Here is a 24,233-nt window from a genome sequence, read left to right as displayed (position 1 = left end):
CGGCCAGCAGCTGGGTCACCCCCAGCGCGACGGCGACGGTGACGGGCAGGGCCAGCCAGGGCGCGACGCCCGCGGCCGACCCCAGCGTCGCGACCAGCGCCGCGACGACCACGCTGGCGGCGACGAGCAGGCCGAGCTTGACCTTGATGGAGGTGACGCGCAGCAGTGGCTCGGCCGTCACCGGGCCTCCAGGGCGTAGCCGACGCCGTGCACGGTGCGCACCCGGCCCGCGCCGACCTTGGCCCGCAGCGCCTTCACGTGGCTGTCCACGGTGCGAGTGCCGGAGGCGTCGGGCCAGTCCCACACCTGCGAGAGGAGGCGCTCGCGGGTCAGCACGTGTCCGGGCTCGGAGGCCAGGCAGACGAGCAGGTCGAACTCGGTGGGCGTCAGGTGCACCTCGGCCGCACCGACACGCACCCGGCGGGGGCCGGTCTCCACGACCAGGTCCCCCACGGTCAGCACGCCGGCCGGCAGGGCCGCGAGCACGCCGGCCCGCTCCACGCGCCGGAGCAGGGCGCCGACGCGGGCCACGAGCTCCTTCATCCGGAACGGCTTGGTGAGGTAGTCGTCGGCACCGACCGCCAGGCCGGCCAGTATGTCGGCCTCGTCGTCGCGCGCGGTGAGCATCAGCACCGGCACCGGACGCGTGGCCTGGACCCGGCGGCAGACCTCCAGGCCGTCGAAGCCCGGCAGCATCACGTCGAGCACGACGACCTCGGGCAGCCCGTCGGTGGCGGCCGCCACGGCCCCCGGACCGTCCCAGGCCTGGGCCACGTCGTACCCCTCGGCAACCAGGCGACGGGTCACCGCGTCGTTGATGACGGGGTCGTCCTCGACCACCAGGACACGGCGACGGACGCTGCCGGCTGGTCCGGGCACGCTGGGTCGGCTCACGGGGCGAGCCTAGGAGCGCCGGCGCGCGGAGGCCGGGGTCGACGCGTGAAGGTTGTGTGCAGATCAGCCCCGTCGGTCCTCGCCGGGCCAGGTGACGCTGATGCGCGCGCCCCCTCCCGTCGCCGCGCCGATGCTCACGTGGCCGCCGTGGGCCCGGGTCAGGCCGCCCACGATGTAGAGGCCGAGCCCGGAGCCCCCGCTGCTGCCCTCGGTCCAGAACTTGGTGAAGACCCGGCGGCGCAGCTGCTCGGGGATGCCCTCGCCCTCGTCGGAGACCACCAGCTCGATGCCGGGGAACTCCCCGCCGGGCGGCAGCGGCAGCAGCTCGACGGTGACCGTGCCCTCACCGTGGCGCACCGCGTTCTCGATGAGGTTGGTGACCACCTGGGTGAGCTTGTCCGGATCGGCGAAGACCGCCGGAAGGGCGTCGGCCGCCGACAGCTCGATCGGCCGCGCCGTGCCGGCCCGCACCGAGTCGACCGCGCGCTGCACCAGCACCGCCGCGTCGCACTCACGGGGATAGAGGCTGAGGCGACCGGTGTCGATGCGGGCCACGTCCAGGAGCTCGGCGATGAGCCGGGCCAGCCGGTCGGCGTCGGCGTTGACGGTGGTCAGCATCAGCTTCTTCTGCTCGTCGCTGAGCTTGTCCCACCGGTTCAGCATCGCCTGCACGAAGCCCTTGACCCCGGTCAGCGGTGAGCGGAGCTCGTGGGCGACCGTGGCGACGAGGTCGGAGCGCTCCCGGTCGAGGCGGGCCCGTCCGCGGCCGTTGCGCAGGCTGATCACCACCAGGTCCACCGGCGAGGAGGCGTCGCGGCGGTGCAGCTTGGCGTTGACCAGCACCTCGAGCCCGCTCGACAGCAGCCACGACTGCTCGGGCACACCGGTGCGGGTGCGCAGACCGTCGTACGGGCAGTTCTCCGACACCCAGTCGCGGCCGTCCTGGTCGACCAGGGTCAGCACCTCGCGCAGCGGCCGGCCGACCAGCTCCTGGATCGAGCGGCCGAGGAAGTCGGCCGCCATGCGGTTGGCCGTCACCACGGTGCCCATGCCGTCAGCCATCACCAGCCCGTCGGGCAGGAGGTCGAGTGTCGCGTGGGCGGTCGTGTGCACGAACGCGAATGTAGCCGCTTGAATGACCCGCATGACGGAGATCGCGCACCGGTGGCCGCTGGCGGGGCAGGACGGGCTCCGCGACCAGCTGCTCGAGGCGTACGCCGACGCGGGGCGTGGCTACCACGGGCTGCGGCACCTGGCCGAGGTCCTGGAGCGCCTCGACGAGCTGGCGCTGGCCGGCGCGACGTTCGACCGGGAGCCGGTGCTGGTCGCGGCGTGGTTCCACGACGCGGTGCACGCCGGGGCCGCCGACGACGAGGAGCTCTCCGCGCAGTGGGCTGAGCGCGCGCTGCCCGACACCGTCGACGTCGCCGAGGTGGCCCGGCTGGTGCGGATGACCGCCGCGCACCGCCCCGCCGCCGAGGACGCCAACGGCGGCGCGCTGTCCGACGCCGACCTCGCGATCCTCGCGGCGCCGTCCGAGCGCTACCAGGAGTACGTCGCCACCGTGCGGAGCGAGTACGCCCACGTGCCCGACGAGGACTTCGCGGCCGGTCGCGCCGCGGTGCTGGCCGACCTGCTGGCCAAGACGACGCTGTTCCACACCGCGGCGGCGCGGGAGCGCTGGGAGGAGGCGGCTCGCGCCAACGTCGCGGCCGAGCTGGCCCGCCTCAGGCCCCCGTCGGCTTCGGGCGGCGCAGGCCGGCCCGGCGCAGCGCGCTGACCAGCTCCCGTGAGGTCACCGGCCGGGCCCCCGCGGCGACCAGGGCGTCGTGGTGCTCCGCGGGAACGTCGTAGTGGTCGCGGTCGAAGCCGCGGGCCGGGAGGCCGTGGGCGGCCGCGAACGCGTGCAGCTCCTCGAAGGAGACGTCGCTGGCCAGGTGCGACCACAGCCGACCACGCCACGGCACCGCAGGCGGGTCGATGAGGATCATGGGCGGTGCGCGCGGGCGGAGGCGTAGAGGCAGACCGCCGCGGCGGTCGAGAGGTTGAGGCTCTCGGCCCGGCCGTGGATCGGGATGGCGACCCGGTGGTCGGCCAGGTCGGCCAGCTCGGGAGCGAGCCCGTGCGCCTCGTTGCCGAACAGCCAGGCCGTCGGACCGGACAGGTCGGCGTCGAACAGGTCGAGCTCGCCGGCGCCGTCGGCGGCCAGCACCGTCAGGCCGGCGGACCGGGCCGCCGCCACCGCGGCCGCGGGATCGGGGGCGACCGCCACCGGCAGGTGGAACAGGCTGCCGACCGTGGCGCGCACGGTCTTGGGGTTGTAGGGGTCGACCGAGGTGCCGGCGAGCACGACCGCGTCGGCGCCCGCGGCGTCGGCGGTGCGGACGACGGTGCCGGCGTTGCCGGGGTCGCGCACGTCGGCGCACACCGCCCACAGGCGAGCCGGGCCGGCCAGCGAGCCGAGCGGCACGTCGAGGAAGCGGCACACCGCGACGACCCCGGCCGGGCTCACCGAGTCCGACAGCCCGTCCATCGCCCGGGCCTCGACCAGGGTCACCCCACCGGCGGCGGCCAGCAGGTCGGCGTACGGCTCGAGGGCGTCGGTGGTGGCGAAGACCTCGACGACGCAGCCCTCGACCGACAGGGCGCCCTCCACGGCCCTGGGCCCGTCGGCGAGGAAGAGCCGCTGCCCGGCGCGCTCGGCGCGCCGGGCCAGCTTGCGGGCCGCCTTGACCCGCGCGTTCGAGGCAGCGAGCGGCGGCCGGGCTCCCTCAGGCGACACGCGTCCGCGGCGCCGTCTGGGCGGTCAGGCCGGGCTCGCGCTCCACGACGTCGCCCAGGGCGTCGTCGATCGCCGTCATGACCTCGGGCTCGAGCACCACGCCGGCCGCCTTGACGTTCTCGCCGACCTGCTCGGGGCGGGAGGCGCCGATCAGGGCCGCGGCCACGTTGTCGTTCTGCAGGACCCACGCGATGGCCAGCTGGGCCATGGTGAGGCCGGCCTCCTCCGCGACCGGCGCCAGCTTCTGCACCCGGGTGAGCACGTCGTCGTTCATGAAGCGCTTGACCATGTCGGCCCCGCCCTTCTCGTCGGTGGCCCGCGAGCCGGCGGGCGGCTGCTCGCCCGGCTTGTACTTGCCGGTCAGCACGCCCTGCGCGATGGGGCTCCACACGATCTGGGAGACGCCGAGCTCACGCGAGGTCGGCACCACCTCGTCCTCGATGACCCGCCACAGCATGGAGTACTGCGGCTGGCTCGAGATCAGCTGGAAGCCGAGCTCCTTGCTGAGCGCGTGACCGGCGCGGAGCTGGTCGGCGGTCCACTCGCTGACCCCGATGTAGAGCGCCTTGCCCTGGCGTACGACGTCGGCGAAGGCCTGCATCGTCTCCTCGAGCGGCGTCTCGGTGTCGTAGCGGTGCGCCTGGTAGAGGTCGACGTGGTCGGTCTGCAGCCGCGACAGGGAGCCGTCGATCGACTCCAGGATGTGCTTGCGGGACAGGCCGGTGTCGTTCTTGCCGCCCGGGCCGGTCGGGAAGTAGACCTTGGTGAAGATCTCCAGGCTCTCCCGGCGCTCACCCTTGAGCGCCTCGCCCAGCACGGTCTCCGCCGCGGTGTTGGCGTAGACGTCGGCGGTGTCGAAGGTGGAGACGCCGGCGTCGAGCGCCGCGCGCACGCACTGCGTGGCCACGTCGTTCTCGACCTGTGACCCGTGGGTCAGCCAGTTGCCGTAGGTGATCTCGGAGATCTTGAGCCCGCTGTTGCCGAGGTATCGGAAGTCCATGTCCCCGACCTTAGCCACGGCCCGGCACGCGCCTCGCCCCCGGCACCGTGCGGTGCCGGGGGCGAGGAGAGACCTACGGGGTGGTGCGTGCGCTCAGACGGCGGCCTCGGCCCGGGGGGCGTTGACGTCGTCGGGCAGGGCGGCCCTGGCCGCCTCGACGAGGGCGTTGAACGCGGCGACGTCGTTGACGGCGAGCTCGGCCAGGATCTTGCGGTCGACCTCGATGCCGGCGAGGTTCAGGCCCTGGATGAAGCGGTTGTAGGTCATCCCCTGCGCACGGGCGGCGGCGTTGATCCGCTGGATCCACAGCTTGCGGAAGTTGCCCTTGTTCTTGCGGCGGTCGTTGTAGCTGTAGACCAGCGAGTGGGTGACCTGCTCCTTGGCCTTGCGGTACAGGCGCGAACGCTGACCGCGGTAGCCGGCGGCCCGCTCGAGGACGACCCGGCGCTTCTTGTGGGCGTTGACCGCCCGCTTGACGCGTGCCATTTCTTACTCCTTGCTCAAAAGCTCGTGGGGGTGCGTGGGCCGAGGGTCCGAGGACTCAGATGCCCAGCATCTTCTTGGCACGCTTGACGTCGGACTTGGCCAGCTCGACGGTGCCCGTCAGGCGACGGGTGACCTTCGAGGACTTCTTCTCGAGGTTGTGGCGCTTGCCCGCCTTCTCGCGAAGGATCTTGCCCGAGCCGGTCACGCGGAAGCGCTTGCCGGCACCGGAGTGGCTCTTGTTCTTCGGCATGATGTCTGCTCTCTCTGCTTCGGTACGTCGTGTGCCAGGTCGCCACCGACGCCGGTGGGCGTCGGTGGCTCCGGGATGGTCAGGCCTCGATCTCGGGATCCAGGTTCTCGGAGCGGCCGCGGGTCTTCTTCTGGGCGACCGGACCGGCGGCGTGCGCGGCGTCGCGCTCGGCGCGCTCGTCGGCCACCGCGGCGGCACGCTCTGCTGCCCTGGTGTCCTTCTGGGCCTGGATGTCGACCTTGGCGTCGGCCTTCTTCTTGTGCGGGCCGAGCACCATGATCATGTTGCGGCCGTCCTGCTTGGGCGCGGACTCCACGAAGCCGAGCTCCGTGACGTCCTCGGCGAGCCGCTGGAGCAGCCGGAAGCCCAGCTCGGGGCGGTGCTGCTCGCGGCCGCGGAACATGATCGTGATCTTCACCTTGTCGCCGGCACGGAGGAAGCGGACCACGTGGCCCTTCTTCGTCTCGTAGTCGTGCGCGTCGATCTTGGGACGGAGCTTCATCTCCTTGATGATCACGTTCGTCTGGTTCCGGCGTGACTCACGGGCCTTCTGGGCGTTCTCGTACTTGAACTTCCCGTAGTCCATGAGCTTGCAGACCGGGGGTCGCCCCTGCGGCGCGATCTCGACGAGGTCGAGGTCGGCCTCCTGGGCAAGCTTCAACGCCTGATCGGTCGGCACGATGCCGACCGTCTCGCCATTGGGTCCGACGAGCCGGACCTCGGGAACGCGGATCCGGTCGTTGATACGCAGCTCGGTGCTGATGTGTCCTCCATGGGTCGTGGGACGGGAGCCGGTGTCGCTGCCCGTGCGCGTCCGGGGTCGGACGGGCCCTGAATGCAACGACGGCTCCCGCGAAACCTCGCGGAAGCCAGTCACCGTGCACACCCCGTCACCGGGACACACGCTGCGAGGAGGGGCGCTGCGTGCGCTCGTCCTCGGACCGGACCCGACGACCTGTGTCGTGAGACGACGGTCGGTGCGGGTGGGGGGCGCTTGGAGCTCGCCTCCGCTTGGTGGTTGAACAACACCGGATGCTAGCCGAGCATTCCCCCCGCGGTCTAATCCGTCGCGGGTGCCGACGGGGCGGTGCCCAGCCACGCGGCCGTGGTGCCGGCACGCGCCGGCGTCCAGCCGGCCGCGACCGCCGTGAGGTCGTCGCCCTCGACCACGAAGCGGTGCGGGCCCGCGACGTCGACCACCAGCGCGGCCGCCTCCTCCTGCAGCGCCGAGAGCGCCGCCGTGCGTGCCGCCACGGGCACGGGTCGGGCCTGGGGGTCCCACAGCGCGAGGGTCGCCGAGGAGGTGAAGGCGAGCAGTGCCAGCCGCCCGTCGGCCCCGGTGAGGAGCACGGCGGCCATGTCGCTGGTCTTCTCGCGCGCCAGCCCGGCGTCGTCGACCTCGACCTCGCCGAGGAGCGCGACCACCGGCACCAGCAGCCGGCCGGCGACGAGGGCCGAGAAGGCCTCGGCGCGACGCGCGGGAGTGCCGTCGTACGCCGCCAGTGCGCGGGCGAGGGCGGGGTCGGCCGAGCCGTCGTCACCGGGGAAGCCGGGGTCGGGGATCCGTCGCTCGTCGCTCACCCTGGTCATCCTCCCACCGGGCCGTGCGCCTCGACCGGCCGACCGCCGCGCTGCCTCCGTGTCGCCGTGTGCTGTGTGCATGTCGCCGTGTCGTTGTGTCGCTGTGGGAGCCTGGAGACGTGAGCGAGGCGACCTGGGCGGCCCTGACCGCGACGTTGACACTGCTGGGCGCGATCTGGACCGTCTATGCGTTCCGCAACCGCGGCGTGGCCTCGGGGCTGCGGGGTGCCGGCTTCACGCTGCTGCCCGCGGCGGCGTACACCACCGGGACCCTGGAGATGTTCACCGAGATCGCACAGTCGGTGCTCGACTGGGCCACCTCCTTGGTGTTCAGCCCCATCGTGTGGGCCGGCGTGGTGCTGACCGGGCTCTCCGTCGTGCTGTTCATGGTGTCCGGGGCGATGCGCGAGCGCGGGATCGGCGGGCCGGCCGGCGTCGGCGCCGCACCCGAGCGGGAGCGGAAGGGCCTGGGCCGGGCCCGCCAGTCCGAGCCGGCCGTCGTGGACGACGACCTCGCCGACATCGAGGCGATCCTGCGCAAGCGCGGCATCTCCTGATGGCGCACGCCCACGTCGACCTGAACCAGCTCTGGCAGCGGCTCGGGTCGGCGGTCGAGGCGCATCCCGGACCGCTCCCCACGCCCCTCGTGGTCGTCGACCTCGACGCCTTCGACGCCAACGCCGCCGACCTCGCCCGGCGGGCCGGCGGCACGCCGATCAGGGTCGCCTCGAAGTCGCTGCGCGTGCCGGCGCTCATCGAGCGTGCACTGCGCCATCCCGGCTTCTCCGGCGTGCTGGCCTACTCCCTGCGCGAGGCGCTGTGGCTGCACGGGTCGGGCACCAGCGAGGACATCGTGGTGGCCTACCCCACGGTCGACCGGGGCGCCCTGGCCGAGCTCGTGGCATCCCCCTCGGCCGCCGCCGCGATCACCCTCATGGTCGACGACGTGGCGCACCTCGACGTCGTCGACTCGGTGCGCGCGTCCAAGGCCGTGCCGGTGCGCCTGGCCGTCGAGGTCGACGCCGGCCTGCGCCTCGGCGGCAGGCACGTCGGTCCGAAGCGCTCGCCGCTGCACGACGGGCCCGCGGTGGCCGCCCTCGCCAAGGTCATCGACGGCCGCGCCGGCTTCCGGCTGGTCGGGGTGATGACCTACGAGGGGCAGGTGGCGGGCGTCCCCGACGACGTGCCCGGCCGGCGGGCCCGCTCGCTCGTCGTACGACGGATCAAGCAGGCATCGGTGGCCCAGCTGCGGCAGCGCCGGCGAGAGGTGGCCGAGGCCCTGGCGCCGTACGGCCCGCTGGAGCTCTGGAACGCCGGCGGCTCCGGCTCGGTGGAGACCAGCGCCGCCGACCCGGTGGTGACCGAGGTGGCGGCGGGCTCGGGGCTGCTGGTGCCCGCGCTGTTCGACCACTACCAGTCGTTCCGGGCCCGGCCCGCGGCGTACTTCGGCGTCCCCGTCACCCGCCGCCCCGGCCCGGACCTGGCGACGGTGCACGGCGGCGGCCTGGTCGCCAGCGGCCCCGCCGGCGAGGACCGCGTGCCCGTCCCGTGGGCACCGCCCGGGCTGCACCTGACGACGCTGGAGGGCGCCGGCGAGATGCAGACGCCCCTCACCGGCCACGCGGCCGCGCTGCTGCGGATCGGCGACCTGGTGTGGTTCCGGCACGCCAAGTCCGGCGAGCTGTTCGAGCACACCGCCACGGTGCACCTGGTGCGCGGCGACCGGATCATCGACTCCGTGCCGACCTACCGCGGCCTCGGGCATGCCCACTGACGCGGAGCTGGTCGTCTCCGCCGCCCGGGCCCGCCCGGCGACGCTGCAGGGGGGCCGGCTGGTGTGCATCGACGGCCCCGCGGGCTCGGGCAAGACCACGCTGGCCGGCGCCGTCGCCGCGGCGACCGGCGCCGAAGTCATCCACACCGACGACCTGCTCGAGGGCTGGGGCGGCCTGCCGGGGCTGGGCGCGACGCTGGCCCGGGTGCTGGCGCCACTGGCCGAGGGCCGGCCGACCTCGTGGCGGCGCTGGGACTGGCACGCCGACGGCTGGGCCGAGGACCACCCCCTCGACCCCTCGCCGCTGCTGGTCGTCGAGGGCGTGGGCTCCGGTCCCGCGCGCCTGGCCGACCTGGTCACGCTGCTGGTCTGGGTGGAGGCGCCCTCGGAGGTGCGCCTGGCGCGTGGCCTGGCCCGCGACGGCGAGCAGATGGCGCCGCACTGGAGGCAGTGGATGGTCGAGGAGGAGGAGCTGCACGCCAGCGAGAGAACCCGTGATCGTGCGCACCTCGTGCTGGACGGCACCGGCGTCAGGCCGCCGGAGCTCCGGTGAGCTGCGCTCGCGGGCAGGTACCGGCGCAGGCATGGCGTCACGCCACCCGCCGGCCGGCCCCCTAGGTTGGAGCCATGGTGGCGCCGACGGGAGACCAGTTCGAGATCAGCGGCGCGGGCTACCGCGCCGTGGTGACGGAGGGCGGAGCCGCACTGCGGGTGCTCGAGCAGCACGGCCGGCCCCTGGTGGCCGGCTTCGGTGAGGACGAGATGTCGTCCGGGGGCCGCGGCCAGCTGCTGATGCCCTGGCCCAACCGGCTCCGCGACGGCAGGTACCGCTGGCAGGGGCGCGACCTCCAGCTCGCGCTCACCGAGCCGTCCCGCGGTCACGCCTCCCACGGCCTGGCCCGGTGGGTGTCGTGGACGCTGGAGGAGCACGCCCCGCACTCGGTGTCACTGGTGCACCGGCTGATGGCGCAGAGCGGGTACCCGTGGCTGCTCGAGCTGCGGGTGCACTACGTGCTCTCCGCTGACGGGCTGACCGTCACCCAGTCGGCCACCAACCTCGCCGGCTCGGCGGCGCCGTACGCCTCCGGCGCCCATCCCTACCTGCGCGTCGGGGACGGGCCCGTCGACGACTGGGAGCTGACCTTGCCGGCGGCCACCCGCTGTCTGGTCGACGACCGGCTCATCCCGGTGGGGCGTGAGGACGTCGGCGACACCGACCACGACTTCCGCGTGGCCCGGCCCGTGCGGCAGGTCCGCCTCGACGACGCCTTCACCGATCTCGAGCGCGACGACGACGGACGCGCCACGGTGCTGGTGCGGGACCGGACCTCCGGCCACGGGGTGGCGCTGTGGGTCGACGAACGGCACCGCTGGCTGCAGCTCTACACCGGTGAGGCGGTTCCGGAGCTGGCGCGCAGGGCGATCGCGGTGGAGCCCATGACCGCGCCCGCCAACGCGTTCGCCTCCGGCGAGGACCTCGCGACCCTGGAGCCGGGCGAGGAGCTCGCGGTGTCGTGGGGCATCCGGGCGCTCGACTGACCGCTCCGGCGACCGCTCAGGCGTGCGGCCGGTCGGCGAGCGTGCGCAGCTCGCGCGCCGCCCTGCGGGCCCGGGCGCCGTCGGAGCCCTGGATGCCCATCGCCGGCGTGGTCGTGCCGTCGGCGAGGTCGATCACCGCCCACGGGGCGCCTTGCGGCAGGTTCACCGACACGACCTCGGCCCACTGGTAGCGCCGGCTGCGGTAGCCGTTGACCACCAGCAGGTGGTCGGTGGTGGCGCGCACGCGCGAGCGTGCCAGCGCGTGTCCGCAGGCAAAGGCCAGGAGGACGAAGAACACGATCGTGCCGCGCTGGAAGGGCGTGAACTCGTCGCGGGTCTCCTGGTCGAAGCCGAACCACGCGAAGAGGCACAGAGTGAGGAGCATCGTGCCGAAGAACGACACCGCCAGGCGCACCCCCAGCGGGCGCCAGGTCCGCGGCAGGGAGACGGGCTCAGAGCCGGCAGGCATGGATGTCGGTCAGCAGGATCGCCCGGGCACCGAGGTCGTAGAGGTCGTCCAGCAGTCGCTGCGAGCCGGCCCGGGGCACCATCACCCGCACCGCCACCCAGCCCTCGCGGCGCAGCGGCGAGATGGTCGGCCCCTCCAGACCGGGGGCGAGCGCGACGGCGTCGTCGACACGGTCGGACTCGATGTCGTAGTCCATCATCAGGTAGCTGCGCGCCACGAGCACGCCCTCGACCCGTCGGCGGAACACCTCGAAGCCGTCGGGGGCCGGCGCCCCGGCGCGCGTGATGAGCACCGCCTCGGACTCCAGGACCACCTCGCCGAAGGTCTCCAGCCCGGCGGCCCTCAGGGTGCTGCCGGTCTCCACCACGTCGGCGATGGCGTCGGCCACGCCGAGCTGGATGCTGGTCTCGACGGCCCCGTCGAGCCGGGTGACGGTCGCCTCGATCCCCCGCCGCTCGAGGAACCGGCGCACGACCCCGGTGTACGACGTCGCGATGCGCTGGCCCGCGAGGTCGGTGACGTCGGAGTAGACGCCGGCCGGACCGGCGAAGTGGAAGCGCGAGCGGCCGAACCCCAGTGACATCACCTCGTCGGCCTTGGCGCCGCTGTCGAGGAGCAGGTCGCGCCCGGTGATGCCGGCGTCGAGGGTGCCCTCGCCGACGTACAGGGCGATGTCGCGGGGGCGCAGGTAGAAGAAGTCGGCGCCGTTCTCGGCGTCGGTGAGCGTGAGCTCCTTGGAGTCCGTGCGCTGGCGGTAGCCGGACTCGCGCAGGATGTCGGTGGCCGCCTGCGACAGCGACCCCTTGTTCGGGATGGCGATGCGGAGCAGTGACATGGGTCCCTCAGAGGTGGGCGTAGACGTCGTCGAGGCTGAGGCCGGTGGCCAGCATCAGGACCTGGGCGTGGTAGATCAGCTGGCTGATCTCCTCGGCCGCGCGGTCCCTGCCCTCGTGCTCGGCGGCCATCCAGGACTCCGCGGCCTCCTCGACCAGCTTCTTGCCGATCGCATGGACGCCGGCATCGAGCTCACGGACGGTGCCGGACCCCTCGGGTCGCGTGCGGGCCTTCTCGCTCAGCTCGTCCCAGAGCCCTTCGAACGTCTTCACGGGGCTCAGCCTAGGCGGTGGTGGGGGCGCCGCCGGACGCGGTGTCAGGCGTCGTACCCGCGCTTGATCTTCTTGATGGCGACGGCCGTGGCCAGGGCCGCGGCGGTGGCCTCGTAGCCCTTGTCCTCGTGGGAGCCCTCGAGCCCGGCGCGGTCGAGCGCCTGCTCCTCGGTGTCGCAGGTGAGCACGCCGAAGCCGACGGCCACCTGGTGGTCGAGCGCGACCCGGGTGAGGCCCTGGGTGGCGGCGCTGCAGACGTACTCGAAGTGCGGGGTGCCGCCGCGGATCACCACGCCGAGCGCGACGACGGCGTCGTAGCCCTGGGCGGCCAGCGCCTGGGCCACGACCGGCAGCTCGAAGGTGCCGGGCACGCGCACCAGGGTCGGCGCCTCGACGCGGTAGCGGCGCATCGCCTCCTGCGCCCCGGCGACGAGGCCGTCCATCACCTGCTCGTGCCAGCTGGCGGCCACGATGGCCGCCCGCAGGTCGTGGCAGTCGAGGGGCTGCTGGTCCGGGGCTCCGGCTCCGCTCACGGTCGCACTCCCAGGGTGTGGTCGAGGTCGGCTGGCAGGTCGTGGCCCATCCGGTCGCGCTTGGTCAGCAGGTAGGCCAGGTTGTGGTCGTTGGGGCGCGGCGTCAGCGGCACCCGCTCGACCACGGGGACACCGTAGTCCTCGAGGTCGGTCGTCTTGTCCGGGTTGTTGGTCATCAGCCGCACCGAGCCGACGCCGAGGTCGCGCAGGACCTGCGTCGCGGTGCCGTAGTGCCGGGCGTCGGCGGGGAGGCTGAGGTCGAGGTTGGCGTCCACGGTGTCGCGGCCGCCGTCCTGGAGGGCGTAGGCCTGGAGCTTGGCGACCAGCCCGATGCCGCGCCCCTCGTGGCCGCGCAGGTAGACCACGACGCCGCGGCCCTCCTGCACGATGCGCTCCAAAGCCTCGTCGAGCTGGGGTCCGCAGTCGCACCGCAGGCTGCCGAACACGTCGCCGGTCAGGCACTCCGAGTGCACCCGGGTCAGGACGGGCACCTCGGCGGCGTCGGAGATGTCGCCGTACACGAGGGCGACGTGCTCGGAGGAGTCGATGGTGATGCGGTAGCCGTACGCCGTGAGGTCGCCGTGCCGGGTGGGGAGCCGGGTCTCGGCGACCCGCTCGACGTGCACCTCGTGGCGGCGGCGGTAGCGGACCAGGTCCTCGATGGAGATCATCGCCAGCCCGTGCTCGTCGGCGAACTCCCGCAGCTCCGGGGCCCGCTTCATGGAGCCGTCGTCGTTGACGACCTCCACCAGCACCCCGGCCGGGGTGAGGCCTGCGAGCGTGGCGAGGTCGACCGCGGCCTCGGTGTGGCCGCGGCGCACCAGCACGCCCCCGTCGCGGTAGCGCAGCGGGAAGACGTGGCCGGGCCGGGTCAGGTCGCTCGGCTCGGACGCGCTGTCTGCCAGCACGCGGGCAGTGTGCGCACGGTCGGCGGCGCTGATGCCCGTGGTGACGCCGGCGCGGGCGTCGACCGAGATGGTGTACGCCGTGCGCAGCCGGTCCTTGTTGTGCGGGGTCATCAGCGGAACCTCGAGGCGGTCGAGCATGGCGGCCGGCATCGGGACGCAGATGACTCCCGAGGAGTACCGGATCGTGAAGGCCATCAGCTCCGGCGTCGCCTTCGCCGCGGCGAAGATGATGTCGCCCTCGTTCTCACGGTCCTCGTCGTCGACCACGACCACGGCCCTGCCGGCGGCGATGTCGGCGATGGCCCGTTCCACGGTGTCGAGCCGGATGCTCATGCGGCGAGCTCCCGGTCGGGCTGCGGGGCGTGCGACTCGCGCTCGGCGCGCCACCAGACGAAGAAGCCGACGACGACGAAGAAGGCGTAGAAGAGGTACATGCCGGCTGTCGGGTAGTAGCCGGCGTTGATGAGCGTCGTGACCCCCACGACGTCGACCAGCATCCACACGAGCCAGAACTCCACCCAGCCCCGCGCCATGCCGTACGTCGCCAGCATGGAGCCGGCGAGGATCCACGCCTCGGTCGGCGGACCGTAGGAGCCGATCTGGGTGAGGACGGCGTAGGCGACGGCGTACCCCACGACGCCGAGGACCAGCAGCTGGAGCCGCTCGGCCGTGGTCGCCCAGCGCGGGGTGATGGCGCCGCCGTCGTCGGCACCGCCGTGGCGGCTGGCCGTGGACCAGCGCCACCAGCCGTAGACGCTGACGACGGCGAAGAAGACCTGGCGGCCGGCCTGGCCCCAGAGCGGGTCGGTGCTGGCGTTGCTGAGCTCGCCGGACACGAAGACGGTGAACAGCAGGACGTTGCCGACCAGGCCGACAGGCCAGGCCCAGACCAGCCGCCTCATGCCGAGCAGCGCGCTGCCGAGGCCGAACAGGTTGCCGACCACCTCGCGCACGAGGAGGGCGCCGCCCGCGACGGGGATGGTGCCGTGGAGGAGCCAGTCGAGCATCAGTTCTCCTGGGGGAGGTAGGCGGTGACGAGGCGGGCCACGTGCTTGGCGAGGACGTCGGCCTCGAGGTTGACCTGCTCGCCCACCGCGCGGGTGCCGAGGGTGGTGCGGGCGAGCGTCTCGGGGATCAGCGAGACGGTGAACGCGTCGTCGGTGACCTCGACGACGGTCAGGCTGACCCCGTCGACGGCGATCGAGCCCTTGTCGACGAGCAGCGGGGCGAGGCCGGACGGCAGGGAGATCTCCACGAGGTCCCAGTGCTCGCTCGGGCGCCGCGCGATGATCGTGCCGACGCCGTCGACGTGGCCTTGGACGATGTGGCCGCCCAGGCGGGCGGAGGCGGGCACGGCGCGCTCGAGGTTGACCCGGTCGCCCTCGTGCAGCGCCCCGAGGCCGGTCTTGTCGAGCGTCTCCTGCATGACGTCGGCGGTCCAGCGCCGGTCGTCGTGCCGGACGACGGTCAGGCAGCAGCCGTTGACGGAGATGGAGTCGCCGGGGCGTACGTCGTCGAGCAGGCCGCAGTCGATGGTGAGGCGGGCGGCGGCGTCGAGCCGCTCCAGCGCGGCGACGGTGCCGAGCTCCTCCACGATTCCGGTGAACATCAGTGCTCCTTCGGTGTGGCAGTGGGGGTCAGGGTGAGGCGGACGGTGGCGTCGCTGCCCTCCCCGAGCAGGGCGACGTCGGTGATGGCGAGACGCAGGGCGTCGGCGATGGTGGTGATCGCGAGGTCGCCGACGGCGGCGCGGCCGGCGCCGAGGAGCATCGGGGCGACGTAGGCGACCACCTCGTCGACGAGGCCGGCGCGGAGGAACGCCGCGGCCACGGTGGGCCCGCCCTCGAGGAAGACGTGCTGGCGGCCCCGGGCGTAGAGCTCCTCGAGGACGGCCTGCGGGTCGCGGGTGCGCAGGTGCAGGGTCTCGGCGTCGTCGCCGAGCACCTTCCGTCCGGCGTCGAGGGACCGCTCCCCCATGACCACCCGCAGCGGCTGGTGGGGGACGGGGCGGTCGGCGTCGTCGCGCACCGTGAGCAGCGGGTCGTCGACCGCGACGGTGCCCGTGCCGACGAGCACCACGTCGCTGAGCGCGCGCAGCCGGTGGGTGTCGCGGCGGGCCTCGCGTCCGGAGACCCAGCGCGAGGTGCCGTCGGCCGCGGCGCTGCGCCCGTCGAGGGTGGTGGCGAACTTCCAGGTCACGAACGGACGGCCGTGGTCGACGGCGAAGGTCCAGGCGGAGTTCAGGGACCGGGCCTCCTGCTTGAGGACCCCGCCCTCGACCTCGACGCCCGCGGCGCGCAGCGTGGCGGCCCCACCGGTGGCGGCGGGAGTCGTGTCGGGCTGGGCGAAGACCACCCGTCGTACGCCGGCGGCGAGGAGGGCCTGGGAGCACGGGCCCGTGCGGCCGGTGTGGTCGCAGGGCTCCAGGGTGACCACGGCCGTCGCCCCGCGGGCGGCGTCGCCGGCCCGGGTGAGCGCGTCGACCTCCGCGTGGGGGGTGCCGGCGCCCCGGTGGAGGCCGGCGGCGAGGTGCGTGCCGTCGTCGGCCAGGATGACGCAGCCGACGCGCGGGTTGGGTCCGAGCGGCACCCCTGCGGTCGCGGCCAGCTCCAGGGCGCGACGCATCGCCGACAGCTCGGCGCTGCTGCTGCTCATCCCACTGCCACCTGCCTCCCGGGTCCGGTCGCGGACGCTGCGGGGGCGTGGAAGCGGGGTCACCGCGCGCGGCCCCTTCCGGGGGTCGGGCGCGAGGCCTCGCTTGCGTGCGTCTTTCCATCCGGACTGTGACCGTCGGTCCAGGAGTTCCACCTGGTCAACCGGTCACTGGAGGTGACCGGGTCGCGGACTTTCACCGCCGGTGCGGAGTTCCACCGCCCCCAGAGCACGCGAGCTCTTGCTGACACAAGCGTCCCACAGCCGGATCCATTCCCGCGCACGAGGCCGGGCACGTGGACGGGTGCCGCGTCTCATGGGCGGGGTCGTGCTCCGGGGCCTCGCTCGCCGGCAGCGCGTCCTCCCGCGGGGGGCTGTGGACACCGATCCCAGCTGTCCGCGCGTGCTGCTGTGCTGGGCGCATGCCCAGACTCGTCGACTCCCAGTCCCGCGCCGACACCATGACGTGGGGCGTCAACCACCTGCTCGGGCTGCACGGCCCGACCGGCGTGACGATGCGCGCGCTCGCCCGGGCCACCGGCATCAGCACCGGCTCGCTGGCGCACCAGTACGGCAACCGCGAGCACATCATGCGGGTCGCCGCGCACCGCACCGCCCGCGCCCGGGAGCAGGAGATCTGGGTGGAGAGCAGGCGTCGGGGCATCGTGGCGTTCCTGCCACGGCAGCGCGAGGAGGAGCTGCTCGAGGCGCGCGTGTGGCTGGCCTGGCAGGAGGTCCACCGCTCCGACCCCGGCACCCGCCGGGTCCTTGCCGAGGCCCGGCGACGCGAACGCACCGTCGTGGCCATCTGCCTGGGGCGGGAGGGCGACTCCCACGAGGCACGCGAGGTGCACGCCCTGGTCGACGGGCTGCTCGCCGCCGTCTGCGCGCCCGAGGACGCCCTCGACCTCGACACCGCCCATCGCCTCCTGACGTCGCGGGCGGCCGACCTCACCGCCCCGCCGGTCAGCTCGGCGGGCTGACTGCCTGCGCCCGGGCGCGCAGCTCGGCGACCATCGCGTCGGGGTCGTCGGCGGAGTAGACCGCGGAGCCCGCGACGAAGACGTCGGCACCGGCCTCGGCGCAGCGCTCGATGGTCTCCAGCGAGACTCCCCCGTCGACCTGGAGCCACGTCTGGACGCCGTGCCTCTCCATCAGGCGCCGGGCCGTGCGGATCTTCGGCAGGCACAGGTCGAGGAACGTCTGCCCGCCGAAGCCCGGCTCGACGGTCATGATCAGCAGCATGTCGAGCTCGGGCAGCAGCTCCTCGTAGGGCTCGACCGGGGTCGCGGGCCGCAGCGCCATCGACGCGCGGGCACCCGCCGACCGGATCTCCCGCGCCAGCCGCACCGGGGCCCGGGCGGCCTCCACGTGGAACGTGACGCTCCCCGCGCCCGCCTCGACGTACGCCGCGGCGTTGCGGTCGGCGTCGTCGATCATCAGGTGCGCGTCCAGCGGCAGGTCCGTCGACCGGGCGAGCGCCTCGACCATGGCCGGGCCGAAGGTCAGGTTGGGGACGAAGTGGTTGTCCATCACGTCGACGTGCACCCAGTCGGCGGAACCGATCCGGGCCAGCTCGGCACCGAGGGCCGCGGGGTCGGCGTTGAGGATGCTCGGCGTGATCTGGATGCCCACGTGCCGGAGTCTAGGGCCCGGCTACAGGGGCGGAGTGCTGCCGGCCCCTCGCGAGCGCCCCTCGAACGTGGCGGCCCCACTGGTCCGCGGCACCATCACGTGGAGGGCGTTGCGCTGCACCTCGAAGGTCGCAGGCGTCGTGGTGACGATCTCACCGTCGAGGTTGACCGGGAGCGGCGGGTCGGTGACCACCCGGACCCGCCGGGTGGTGACGTGGTGCACCCGCTCGTGCTCGATGAGGTGCCCGCTGCGCAGCAGGCGGGCGATGGAGACGTGCTCGTGGAGCCGCCCGCGCACGATGGCGTAGACGTCGAGCCGGTGGTCGTCGAGGGAGGCCGTCGGCGAGACGGCGTTGCCGCCGCCGTAGTGGCGACCGTTGCCCACCGCGACCTGGAGCAGGTCGTCGAGGTCGACCGCCTCGCCCTCGCCGTCCGGGAGCTCGAGGCGGGCGGAGAAGGGCGCATGGTGGCGGTAGGCGAGCAGCGTCGCGACCGGGTACGCCAGCGGCCCGAGGCGTCGCTTGAGGGTCGGGGTGAGCCGCTCGGTGACGCCCACCGACAGGCCGATCGAGGCGACGTTGAGGAACGCCCGCCCGTCGATGCGGCCCAGGTCGACGTCGACGACCTTGCCGCTCACCAGCGTCCCCACGGCGCCCGGCAGGTCGGTGGGCACCTCCAGGGTCCGGGCGAAGTCGTTGGCGGTGCCCAAGGGCAGCACCCCGAGCACCACGTCCGTGCCGGCCACGACGTCGGCCGCGCAGCTGATGGTCCCGTCGCCGCCGCCCACCACCAGCAGGTCGGGGCCCTCCGCCAGCGCGGTGCGCAACGTGGCGCGCAGGTCGCCGCCTGCCTCCACCGGCAGCACCTGGACCGAGCCGAGGCGCGAGGCGTCCAGCAGGCGCGACACCTCGGCGAGCGCCTCCCGGCCACGACGCGACCCGTGGTTGACGACGACGGTGGTCTGGCGTGGTGGGGTGCTGGGCATGCCGGACACGGTAGGCAGCGTGGATGAGCGGAGTCTGAGAGCCGGCTGGGTGTGCGCTGTGGGCTACTCCTCCTCCGGCTCGGCCGGCGTCTCGGCGCCGTCGGCGTCGTCGCGCTCGGCCCACGCGAGCAGCGGCGCGATGTCGAAGACGTGGTCGTCGATCTCCTCGTGCAGGTCGCCCAGGGTGGCGAAGCGCTCGGGCATCGTGAAGATCGTGAAGTCGTGCGGCGACACGTCGTCGACCTCGTCCCAGCGGATGGGTGCGGAGACCCGCGCGTCGCCGAAGCCGCGCACGGAGTACGCCGCGGCGATGGTGTGGTCGCGCGCGTTCTGGTTGTAGTCGACGAACAGGTGGGCGGGGTCGCGGTCCTTGCGCCACCAGGCCGTGGTGACGTCCTCGGGCGCACGTCGCTCGACCTCACGGGCGAACGCGAGCGCGGCGCGGCGTACGGTCTTGAAGCCGTGGTCGGGGGCGATGCGCACGTAGACGTGCATCCCCGAGCCGCCGGAGGTCTTGGGAAAGCCGACGGCACCCAGCTCGTCGAGCACCTCGTGCGCCACGTGGGCGACCCGCTGCACCGTGGCGAAGTCGCACTCGGGGCCAGGGTCGAGGTCGATGCGCCACTCGTCGGGCTTCTCGGTGTCGTCCCGGCGGCTGTTCCAGGGATGGAACTCCACCGTGGACATCTGCACCGCCCAGATCACCGAGGCCAGCTCGGTGACGCACAGCTCGTCGGCGGTGCGCCCCCACCGCGGGAAGAACAGCTCGACGGTCTCCACCCAGTCGGGCGCCCCCGCGGGCAGCCGCTTCTGGTGGACCTTGTCACCGGCCAGCCCCTTCGGGAAGCGGTGCAGCATGCACGGCCGCTCGAAGAGCGCGTTCACGATGCCGGGGCCGACCCCGAGGTAGTACTCGACCAGGTCGAGCTTCGTGGCACCGGACTCCGGGAAGTACACCCGGTCGGGGTTGGTGACCTTGACGACGCGGTCGTCGACCTCGATCTCCGTGAATGGCGAAGGCACGAGACCAACGTAGCGAGTGCGTAGCGTGGGCCCATGGACGTCGACCAGCCACCGGTGGTGCGCATCGAGGCCGGCGGCCCGGGCCTGCCACCGGGGAGCTGGCCGATGACCGTCCCCGCGGTCCGCCAGGTCGCCGACGAGGGGCTCGACCTCGGCCGCGGCGTGACCTTCCTGGTAGGCGAGAACGGCAGCGGCAAGTCCACGCTGGTGGAGGGCGTGGCGGTCGCCTACGGCCTCTCCCCGGAGGGCGGCACCCGTCACGGCCACCACTCGACGCGACCCAGCGAGTCGCCGCTGGGCCAGGCCCTGCGGCTGCGGCGCGGGCTCGGCTCGGGCCGGTGGGGCTTCTTCCTGCGGGCCGAGACCATGCACGGCTGGTACACCTTCCTCGAGCAGAACCCCGGCTCCCACGACCCGGCCTTCCACGAGATGAGCCACGGCGAGTCGTTCCTCAGCGTGCTGGCGACCCGCTTCGACTCCCCCGGCTTCTACTGCCTCGACGAGCCGGAGGCCGCCCTGTCGTTCACCTCCACCCTCAGCCTGGTCGGCACGCTGCTGGAGCTGGTGGCCGGCGGCAGCCAGGTGCTGTGCGCCACCCACTCCCCCGTGCTCGCCGCGCTGCCGGGCGCCCGGATCCTCGAGGTCGGCGAGTGGGGCCTGCGCGAGACCGCGTGGGAGGACCTGGCCGTCGTCGACCACTGGCGCCGCTTCCTGAGCAGCCCGCAGGCCTACCTGCGGCACCTGGTCTGACCGAGGAGCCGCATCAGGGCCGGCGCGGGTCCTCGGTCTGCTCGGGGGTCGGCGACGGTGACGGTGACGGTGACTGCGACCCCTCCTGCGCGGGCGCCTCCGCGGTCACGGCGTCCACGAGCAGGGGCTCGCTGACGTTGGCGTCGGCGTACTCGGCCTCACCCATCCGCCAGCGGTAGTGCGTCGGCACCTCGGGGGCGACGGTGGTGCGCACGACCGTGTCGGCGCCGGCGAGGATCGGGCCGGTGACGGCCTCCCAGCGGGACGTGCCCGGCACCAGGCGCTCCAGCACCAGGGGGTCGCCGAGACGGCGTCCGGTGTCCCGCTCGGACCAGCCGCGCAGCGTCACCGGGCGCCCGGGAGCGGCATCGTCGGCAGCGATGCTGGTCGTCGCGACGAACCCCTCGAGGTCGAAGGTCGACCCCCCGTAGGAGACCGCGTCGAGGTTGAAGGACGCGCCGTTGCAGCCGAAGCCCGCCATCACGTAGCCGGGGCCGTCACCGTGGCCGCCGATGAAGTCGGGCAGCGACGCGGTGCTCGCCGAGCCCTGCGGCTGCCGGGTCGCCAGGTCGTAGGCCCGCCAGGTGTACGACGCCGCCGACACCTCGACCCGCTGCCAGCCGGGGGCCGCCTCCAGCTCGGCCCGGCCCAGCCAGGCCTGCCCGGCCGGGAGGTCGGGTGAGATGTACCAGGCGTAGGCGACCCCGGTGGACGCCGACTCGGGGTTCACCGACATCGAGACCTGGCCCATCAGCTGCATCGAGAGGGTCTGCCGCACCACCCCGGCCGCCGTGCCGGTGTCCGCCACTGCGAGCCCGAAGCTGCGCTGCCCCAGCGGGGGCGCCTGCGGGCCCCGGTTGATGCGCAGGCCGGGCGGGGTGGCGCCGTCCCCGAAGAAGCCGGCGCACGGCACGTAGGTCAGGAACGTGCGGTCGTCGAGGGCGGTGGTGCCGGGCACGACGAGGGTGTCGGCGGCGGCGGTGGCCGGCACGACCAGGGCCACCGACGCGGCACAGGCGACCGCTGCTGCCGCGACCAGACGACCGACGATCCTCATCACACTCCCCCGAGCTCCTTGGACCCCCATACCACCATCCGTCCGGGCGGTTGCCAAGGCCGATTTGGGTGACATCCCGGTTACATCTCGCGTCGCAGCAGCGCCAGGAACATGGCATCGGTGCGGTGCCGGTGCGGCCACAGCTGCACGGTGCCCGCCAGCGGCCCGTCGCACCCGGCGATCCCGGGGAGGAGGTCGCGGGCGTCCTCGAGCCGCACGTCGGTACGCCGCGCCAGCACCGCCTCCACCACGCCGCGGGTCTCCGCGAGCACCGGCGAGCAGGTGGCGTAGAGCACCACGCCCCCGGGCCGGACGCTGTCGAGGGCCGACCCCAGCAGCGCCTCCTGCAGAGGCACGAGGTCCGTCACGTCGGTGGCGCTCCGGCGCCAGCGTGCCTCGGGCCGCCGACGCAGGGCGCCCAGGCCCGAGCAGGGGGCGTCGACGAGCACCCGGTCGAACGTGCCTGGCGACCACGGCGGCACCGTGCCGTCGGCGGTCACCACACCGAGCACCCCGTCGGCACCGGCGAGGTTGCGGCGCACCAGCCGCGACCGGTGCTGCTGGCGCTCGGCGGCCACCAGCCCGGCACCGACGCCGGCGGCCAGCCCGGCGAGCAGGGCCGACTTGCCGCCGGGACCCGCGCACAGGTCCAGCCACCTCTCGGGCCGGTCGCCCTCGACGCCGGCCCGCGCCAGGGCCACCGCCACCAGCTGCGACCCCTCGTCCTGCACGCCCGCCCGGCCGTCGGCCACCGCCGGCACGGCGCCGGGGTCGCCCGACTCCAGCACCACGCCGTACGGCGAGAGCGGCGTGGGCGTGCCCGGCAGCTCGTCGCGGTCGACCCGCCCCGGCCGGGCCACCAGCACGACCCGGGGCGGCTCGTTGTCGGCGGTGAGCAGCGCGTCGACCTCGTCGGGGCCGACCGCACGGGTGAGCTCCTCCACGACCCAGCGCGGGTGCGAGTGCGCCAGGGCCGCGTAGCCGACCGGGTCGGTCGTCGGGTCGGGGGCCAGGCGGCGCACCCAGCCGGCGAGGTCGTGGCGGGAGACCTTGCGCAGCACGGCGTTCGTGAGGCCGGCGGGACCCTGTCCCACCCGGGCACGCACCAGGTCGACGGTCGTGGAGATCGCGGCGTGGTCGGGCACCCGCATCCCGAGCAGCTGGTGCACGCCCAGCCGCAGGGCGTCGCGCACCTTCGCCTCGAGCCTGGGCCGGTCCAGGCAGGAGTCGATGACCGCGTCGTAGGTGCCCTGGCCGCGCAGCGTGCCCGAGGCCAGCTCGGTGACGAAGGCCGCGTCGCGGCCCGACAGCCCGTGCTCACGTAACACGTGCGGGAGGACCAGGTTCGTGTAGGCGTCGTCCACCCGGACCGCCTTGAGGACGTCGTACGCCGCGAGCCGGGCGGGGTCGACGCGGGCACGCGGCGTCACGGGGTCGGGCCCTCGCCGAGGTGCTGCCTGACCAGACGCCGCGGGGCCCGGGTGGCCCAGGCGTCGGTGATGACCTCGGCGAGCTCGTCGCGGGTGATCTCGCCGAGCCGGCTCTGCCGGACCAGCACGGCGTTGGTCCTGCTGAAGTGGTCGATGGTGAAGAACGGGGTGCCGGGGTCCTCGACCAGTGCCGCCTTCTCGGCCTCGCCCGGGGTGACGATGACGACCAGGTCGTCGTACATCTCCCCCGTCACGGGGTCGACCGCCGTCGGGTGCGGCATCCGGAAGAGCAGGAACCCCCGGCCCCGGTCCCCCTGGGGGACCTTGTACGTCGGCCGGTCGCCCCAGGAGGTGCCGAGCTCGACCTCGGGCAGCGAGCGGCAGATGTCGTCGATGTCCTCGGGCCGCGCCGGCCGGCTCATGCCCGGCCCTCGACGTCCCCGAGGCGGGTGCCCGACCCGAGCCGCACGCCGCGCGCCCAGTCGGCGGCGGGCATCTGCCTCTTCCCGAACGCCTTCACCTCGCCCAGGCGCACCACGTCGGTGGCGGTGCCGACGTGCACCGCGCTCTTGGTGACCGCGACCTCGCCGGGCGGCAGCGGCTCGTGGTCGGCGACCACCGTCACCGGGCCGAGCTTCAGCCGCTCCCCCGCGTGGGTGGTCCAGGCGCCCGGGGCGGGCGTGCACGCACGGACCGTGCGGTCGACCCCGACGGCGGGCCCGGTCCAGTCGACCACCGCGTCCTCGACCAGGATCTTGGGGGCGAACGAGACGCCGTCCGAGGGCTGCTCACGCGCCTCCAGGTCGCCGCTCCCGATCCCGTCGAGGGTGGCGACCAGCAGGCCGGCGCCACCCTCGGCCAGGCGCGCGAGCAGGTCGCCCGCGGTGTCGGTCGGCCGGACGCGCTCGGTCATCACCCCGAACGTCGGCCCGGCGTCGAGCTCCTTGACGATGCGGAACGTCGTGGCGCCGGTCATCTCGTCACCGGCCCACACCGCGTGCTGCACCGGCGCGGCACCGCGCCAGGCGGGCAGGATCGAGAAGTGCAGGTTGACCCAGCCGTGCGGCGCGAGGTCCAGCGCGCTCTGCGGCAGCAGGGCGCCGTAGGCCACCACCGGGCAGCAGTCGGGGCGCAGGGCGGTGAGGTGGGCCTGGAACTCCGGGTCGCGCGGGTGCGCGGGCCGCAGGACCGGGACGCCCAGCTCCTCGGCCCGCCGGGCCACCGGGCTGACGACCAGCCGGCGGCCGCGTCCCGACGGCGCGTCGGGCCGCGTCACGACGCCGACGAGCTCGTGGCGGGAGGCGGCGACCGCGTCGAGGGCGGGTACGGCGACCTCCGGGGTGCCGGCGAAGACGACCCTCATCGGCATTCGCCGATCAC

General features: G+C 73.9%; 32 protein-coding genes and 1 riboswitch. Of the genes, 7 read left to right on the top strand and 25 right to left on the bottom strand.

The window, feature by feature from the left end:
- The 3 genes from QZX64_RS05090 to QZX64_RS05080 form a co-directional block, all read right to left on the bottom strand.
- Positions 1 to 181, bottom strand: a 181-nt coding sequence (locus QZX64_RS05090; RefSeq protein ID WP_295657500.1) for a hypothetical protein, incomplete at its 3' end; no start/stop codon positions are given.
- Positions 178 to 894: a response regulator transcription factor gene (locus QZX64_RS05085; protein WP_295657499.1), complete on the bottom strand. Its 717-nt coding sequence runs from the start codon at positions 892 to 894 to the stop codon at positions 178 to 180. The genes QZX64_RS05090 and QZX64_RS05085, both read right to left, overlap by 4 nt.
- A 63-nt stretch (positions 895 to 957) precedes the next feature.
- Positions 958 to 2,007 carry a PAS domain-containing sensor histidine kinase gene (locus QZX64_RS05080; protein ID WP_295657498.1) on the bottom strand — a complete coding sequence of 350 codons (1,050 nt, stop codon included), beginning with the start codon at positions 2,005 to 2,007 and terminating at the stop codon, positions 958 to 960.
- Between the two features lie 31 nt (positions 2,008 to 2,038).
- On the opposite strand from QZX64_RS05080, the gene QZX64_RS05075 reads away from it, so the two are divergent.
- Entirely contained in the window at positions 2,039 to 2,674 is a 636-nt protein-coding gene (locus QZX64_RS05075; RefSeq protein ID WP_295657497.1) for a hypothetical protein, read from the top strand.
- Here the strand turns inward: QZX64_RS05075 and QZX64_RS05070 are convergent.
- From QZX64_RS05070 to QZX64_RS05040, 7 genes are all read right to left on the bottom strand, one after another.
- Positions 2,622 to 2,885 (bottom strand): DUF4031 domain-containing protein, encoded by a 264-nt coding sequence (locus QZX64_RS05070; protein ID WP_295657496.1) that lies wholly within the window; start codon positions 2,883 to 2,885, stop codon positions 2,622 to 2,624. The genes QZX64_RS05075 and QZX64_RS05070 overlap by 53 nt on opposite strands.
- On the bottom strand, positions 2,882 to 3,676 hold the full coding sequence (locus QZX64_RS05065; protein WP_295657495.1) for an RNA methyltransferase: 795 nt from the start codon (positions 3,674 to 3,676) through the stop codon (positions 2,882 to 2,884). The genes QZX64_RS05070 and QZX64_RS05065 overlap by 4 nt, the downstream gene beginning before the upstream one ends.
- Complete coding sequence (locus tag QZX64_RS05060) at positions 3,666 to 4,676, bottom strand: aldo/keto reductase family protein (RefSeq protein ID WP_295657494.1); 1,011 nt, start codon at positions 4,674 to 4,676, stop codon at positions 3,666 to 3,668. The genes QZX64_RS05065 and QZX64_RS05060 overlap by 11 nt, the downstream gene beginning before the upstream one ends.
- 93 nt (positions 4,677 to 4,769) lie before the next feature.
- Positions 4,770 to 5,162: a 50S ribosomal protein L20 gene (rplT, locus tag QZX64_RS05055; RefSeq protein ID WP_295657493.1), complete on the bottom strand. Its 393-nt coding sequence runs from the start codon at positions 5,160 to 5,162 to the stop codon at positions 4,770 to 4,772.
- A 55-nt stretch (positions 5,163 to 5,217) separates the two neighbouring features.
- The gene (rpmI, locus tag QZX64_RS05050) at positions 5,218 to 5,412 is read right to left on the bottom strand and encodes a 50S ribosomal protein L35 (RefSeq protein WP_295657492.1); all 195 of its coding nucleotides are present in this window, start codon (positions 5,410 to 5,412) and stop codon (positions 5,218 to 5,220) included.
- A 79-nt stretch (positions 5,413 to 5,491) separates the two neighbouring features.
- On the bottom strand, positions 5,492 to 6,253 hold the full coding sequence (gene infC, locus QZX64_RS05045) for a translation initiation factor IF-3 (protein WP_366558516.1): 762 nt from the start codon (positions 6,251 to 6,253) through the stop codon (positions 5,492 to 5,494).
- Positions 6,254 to 6,471: 218 nt separating this feature from the next.
- Positions 6,472 to 6,993 carry an SseB family protein gene (locus QZX64_RS05040; protein ID WP_295657491.1) on the bottom strand — a complete coding sequence of 174 codons (522 nt, stop codon included), beginning with the start codon at positions 6,991 to 6,993 and terminating at the stop codon, positions 6,472 to 6,474.
- Between the two features lie 119 nt (positions 6,994 to 7,112).
- On the opposite strand from QZX64_RS05040, the gene QZX64_RS05035 reads away from it, so the two are divergent.
- The 4 genes from QZX64_RS05035 to QZX64_RS05020 all read left to right on the top strand — a co-directional run bounded on the left by QZX64_RS05035 (position 7,113) and on the right by QZX64_RS05020 (position 10,306).
- Positions 7,113 to 7,550 (top strand): hypothetical protein, encoded by a 438-nt coding sequence (locus tag QZX64_RS05035; protein WP_295657490.1) that lies wholly within the window; start codon positions 7,113 to 7,115, stop codon positions 7,548 to 7,550.
- Positions 7,550 to 8,767 (top strand): amino acid deaminase/aldolase, encoded by a 1,218-nt coding sequence (locus QZX64_RS05030; RefSeq protein WP_295657489.1) that lies wholly within the window; start codon positions 7,550 to 7,552, stop codon positions 8,765 to 8,767. Before QZX64_RS05035 ends, QZX64_RS05030 begins: the two co-directional genes overlap by 1 nt.
- Positions 8,757 to 9,320, top strand: coding sequence for a uridine kinase (locus tag QZX64_RS05025; RefSeq protein WP_295657488.1), 564 nt, complete (start codon positions 8,757 to 8,759; stop codon positions 9,318 to 9,320). Before QZX64_RS05030 ends, QZX64_RS05025 begins: the two co-directional genes overlap by 11 nt.
- A gap of 74 nt (positions 9,321 to 9,394) precedes the next feature.
- Positions 9,395 to 10,306: an aldose 1-epimerase family protein gene (locus QZX64_RS05020; protein WP_295657487.1), complete on the top strand. Its 912-nt coding sequence runs from the start codon at positions 9,395 to 9,397 to the stop codon at positions 10,304 to 10,306.
- Between the two features lie 16 nt (positions 10,307 to 10,322).
- Here the strand turns inward: QZX64_RS05020 and QZX64_RS05015 are convergent, their stop codons facing one another.
- The 8 genes from QZX64_RS05015 to ribD are packed head-to-tail and all read right to left on the bottom strand — an operon-like array spanning position 10,323 to position 15,977.
- Positions 10,323 to 10,775, bottom strand: coding sequence for a PH domain-containing protein (locus tag QZX64_RS05015; RefSeq protein WP_295657486.1), 453 nt, complete (start codon positions 10,773 to 10,775; stop codon positions 10,323 to 10,325).
- On the bottom strand, positions 10,759 to 11,610 hold the full coding sequence (hisG, locus tag QZX64_RS05010; RefSeq protein WP_295657485.1) for an ATP phosphoribosyltransferase: 852 nt from the start codon (positions 11,608 to 11,610) through the stop codon (positions 10,759 to 10,761). The genes QZX64_RS05015 and hisG overlap by 17 nt, the downstream gene beginning before the upstream one ends.
- Positions 11,611 to 11,617: 7 nt before the next feature.
- A complete protein-coding gene (locus QZX64_RS05005) occupies positions 11,618 to 11,881 on the bottom strand; it encodes a phosphoribosyl-ATP diphosphatase (RefSeq protein WP_295657484.1) in 264 nt (87 codons plus the stop codon).
- Positions 11,882 to 11,925: 44 nt separating this feature from the next.
- Positions 11,926 to 12,414, bottom strand: a complete 489-nt coding sequence (gene ribH, locus QZX64_RS05000; RefSeq protein WP_295657483.1) for a 6,7-dimethyl-8-ribityllumazine synthase — start codon at positions 12,412 to 12,414, stop codon at positions 11,926 to 11,928.
- Positions 12,411 to 13,655 carry a bifunctional 3,4-dihydroxy-2-butanone-4-phosphate synthase/GTP cyclohydrolase II gene (locus QZX64_RS04995; RefSeq protein ID WP_295657482.1) on the bottom strand — a complete coding sequence of 415 codons (1,245 nt, stop codon included), beginning with the start codon at positions 13,653 to 13,655 and terminating at the stop codon, positions 12,411 to 12,413. Before QZX64_RS04995 ends, ribH begins: the two co-directional genes overlap by 4 nt.
- Positions 13,652 to 14,329, bottom strand: coding sequence for a nicotinamide riboside transporter PnuC (gene pnuC / locus QZX64_RS04990; RefSeq protein ID WP_295657481.1), 678 nt, complete (start codon positions 14,327 to 14,329; stop codon positions 13,652 to 13,654). The genes QZX64_RS04995 and pnuC overlap by 4 nt, the downstream gene beginning before the upstream one ends.
- Positions 14,329 to 14,931 carry a riboflavin synthase gene (locus tag QZX64_RS04985; RefSeq protein ID WP_295657480.1) on the bottom strand — a complete coding sequence of 201 codons (603 nt, stop codon included), beginning with the start codon at positions 14,929 to 14,931 and terminating at the stop codon, positions 14,329 to 14,331. The genes pnuC and QZX64_RS04985 overlap by 1 nt, the downstream gene beginning before the upstream one ends.
- Positions 14,931 to 15,977: a bifunctional diaminohydroxyphosphoribosylaminopyrimidine deaminase/5-amino-6-(5-phosphoribosylamino)uracil reductase RibD gene (ribD, locus tag QZX64_RS04980; protein WP_295657479.1), complete on the bottom strand. Its 1,047-nt coding sequence runs from the start codon at positions 15,975 to 15,977 to the stop codon at positions 14,931 to 14,933. Before ribD ends, QZX64_RS04985 begins: the two co-directional genes overlap by 1 nt.
- A gap of 103 nt (positions 15,978 to 16,080) precedes the next feature.
- Positions 16,081 to 16,211, bottom strand: a riboswitch (FMN riboswitch).
- A gap of 185 nt (positions 16,212 to 16,396) precedes the next feature.
- On the opposite strand from ribD, the gene QZX64_RS04975 reads away from it, so the two are divergent.
- Positions 16,397 to 16,957 (top strand): TetR family transcriptional regulator, encoded by a 561-nt coding sequence (locus QZX64_RS04975; protein ID WP_295657478.1) that lies wholly within the window; start codon positions 16,397 to 16,399, stop codon positions 16,955 to 16,957.
- Here QZX64_RS04975 and rpe read toward each other — a convergent pair.
- The 3 genes from rpe to ligD all read right to left on the bottom strand — a co-directional run bounded on the left by rpe (position 16,941) and on the right by ligD (position 19,616).
- Positions 16,941 to 17,609 (bottom strand): ribulose-phosphate 3-epimerase, encoded by a 669-nt coding sequence (gene rpe, locus QZX64_RS04970; RefSeq protein WP_295657477.1) that lies wholly within the window; start codon positions 17,607 to 17,609, stop codon positions 16,941 to 16,943. The two genes, QZX64_RS04975 and rpe, sit on opposite strands and share 17 nt — an antisense overlap.
- 21 nt (positions 17,610 to 17,630) lie before the next feature.
- Positions 17,631 to 18,593 (bottom strand): lipid kinase, encoded by a 963-nt coding sequence (locus tag QZX64_RS04965; protein WP_295657476.1) that lies wholly within the window; start codon positions 18,591 to 18,593, stop codon positions 17,631 to 17,633.
- A gap of 63 nt (positions 18,594 to 18,656) precedes the next feature.
- Positions 18,657 to 19,616 carry a non-homologous end-joining DNA ligase gene (gene ligD / locus QZX64_RS04960; RefSeq protein ID WP_295657475.1) on the bottom strand — a complete coding sequence of 320 codons (960 nt, stop codon included), beginning with the start codon at positions 19,614 to 19,616 and terminating at the stop codon, positions 18,657 to 18,659.
- A 33-nt stretch (positions 19,617 to 19,649) separates the two neighbouring features.
- Between ligD and QZX64_RS04955 the strand changes: the two genes are divergently transcribed.
- The gene (locus QZX64_RS04955) at positions 19,650 to 20,366 is read left to right on the top strand and encodes an AAA family ATPase (RefSeq protein ID WP_295657474.1); all 717 of its coding nucleotides are present in this window, start codon (positions 19,650 to 19,652) and stop codon (positions 20,364 to 20,366) included.
- Positions 20,367 to 20,379: 13 nt separating this feature from the next.
- Here the strand turns inward: QZX64_RS04955 and QZX64_RS04950 are convergent, their stop codons facing one another.
- The 4 genes from QZX64_RS04950 to fmt form a co-directional block, all read right to left on the bottom strand.
- Positions 20,380 to 21,423: a hypothetical protein gene (locus QZX64_RS04950; protein ID WP_295657473.1), complete on the bottom strand. Its 1,044-nt coding sequence runs from the start codon at positions 21,421 to 21,423 to the stop codon at positions 20,380 to 20,382.
- A gap of 80 nt (positions 21,424 to 21,503) precedes the next feature.
- Positions 21,504 to 22,853, bottom strand: a complete 1,350-nt coding sequence (locus tag QZX64_RS04945; RefSeq protein WP_295657472.1) for an RsmB/NOP family class I SAM-dependent RNA methyltransferase — start codon at positions 22,851 to 22,853, stop codon at positions 21,504 to 21,506.
- Entirely contained in the window at positions 22,850 to 23,275 is a 426-nt protein-coding gene (locus tag QZX64_RS04940; protein ID WP_295657471.1) for an MmcQ/YjbR family DNA-binding protein, read from the bottom strand. The genes QZX64_RS04945 and QZX64_RS04940 overlap by 4 nt, the downstream gene beginning before the upstream one ends.
- Entirely contained in the window at positions 23,272 to 24,216 is a 945-nt protein-coding gene (gene fmt, locus QZX64_RS04935; RefSeq protein ID WP_295657470.1) for a methionyl-tRNA formyltransferase, read from the bottom strand. The genes QZX64_RS04940 and fmt overlap by 4 nt, the downstream gene beginning before the upstream one ends.
- Positions 24,217 to 24,233 lie beyond the last annotated feature (17 nt).

The sequence above is a fragment of the uncultured Nocardioides sp. genome (genome assembly GCF_902805925.1).
Lineage (GTDB): Bacteria > Actinomycetota > Actinomycetes > Propionibacteriales > Nocardioidaceae > Nocardioides.
This window is presented reverse-complemented; position numbering and strand designations above follow the sequence as displayed.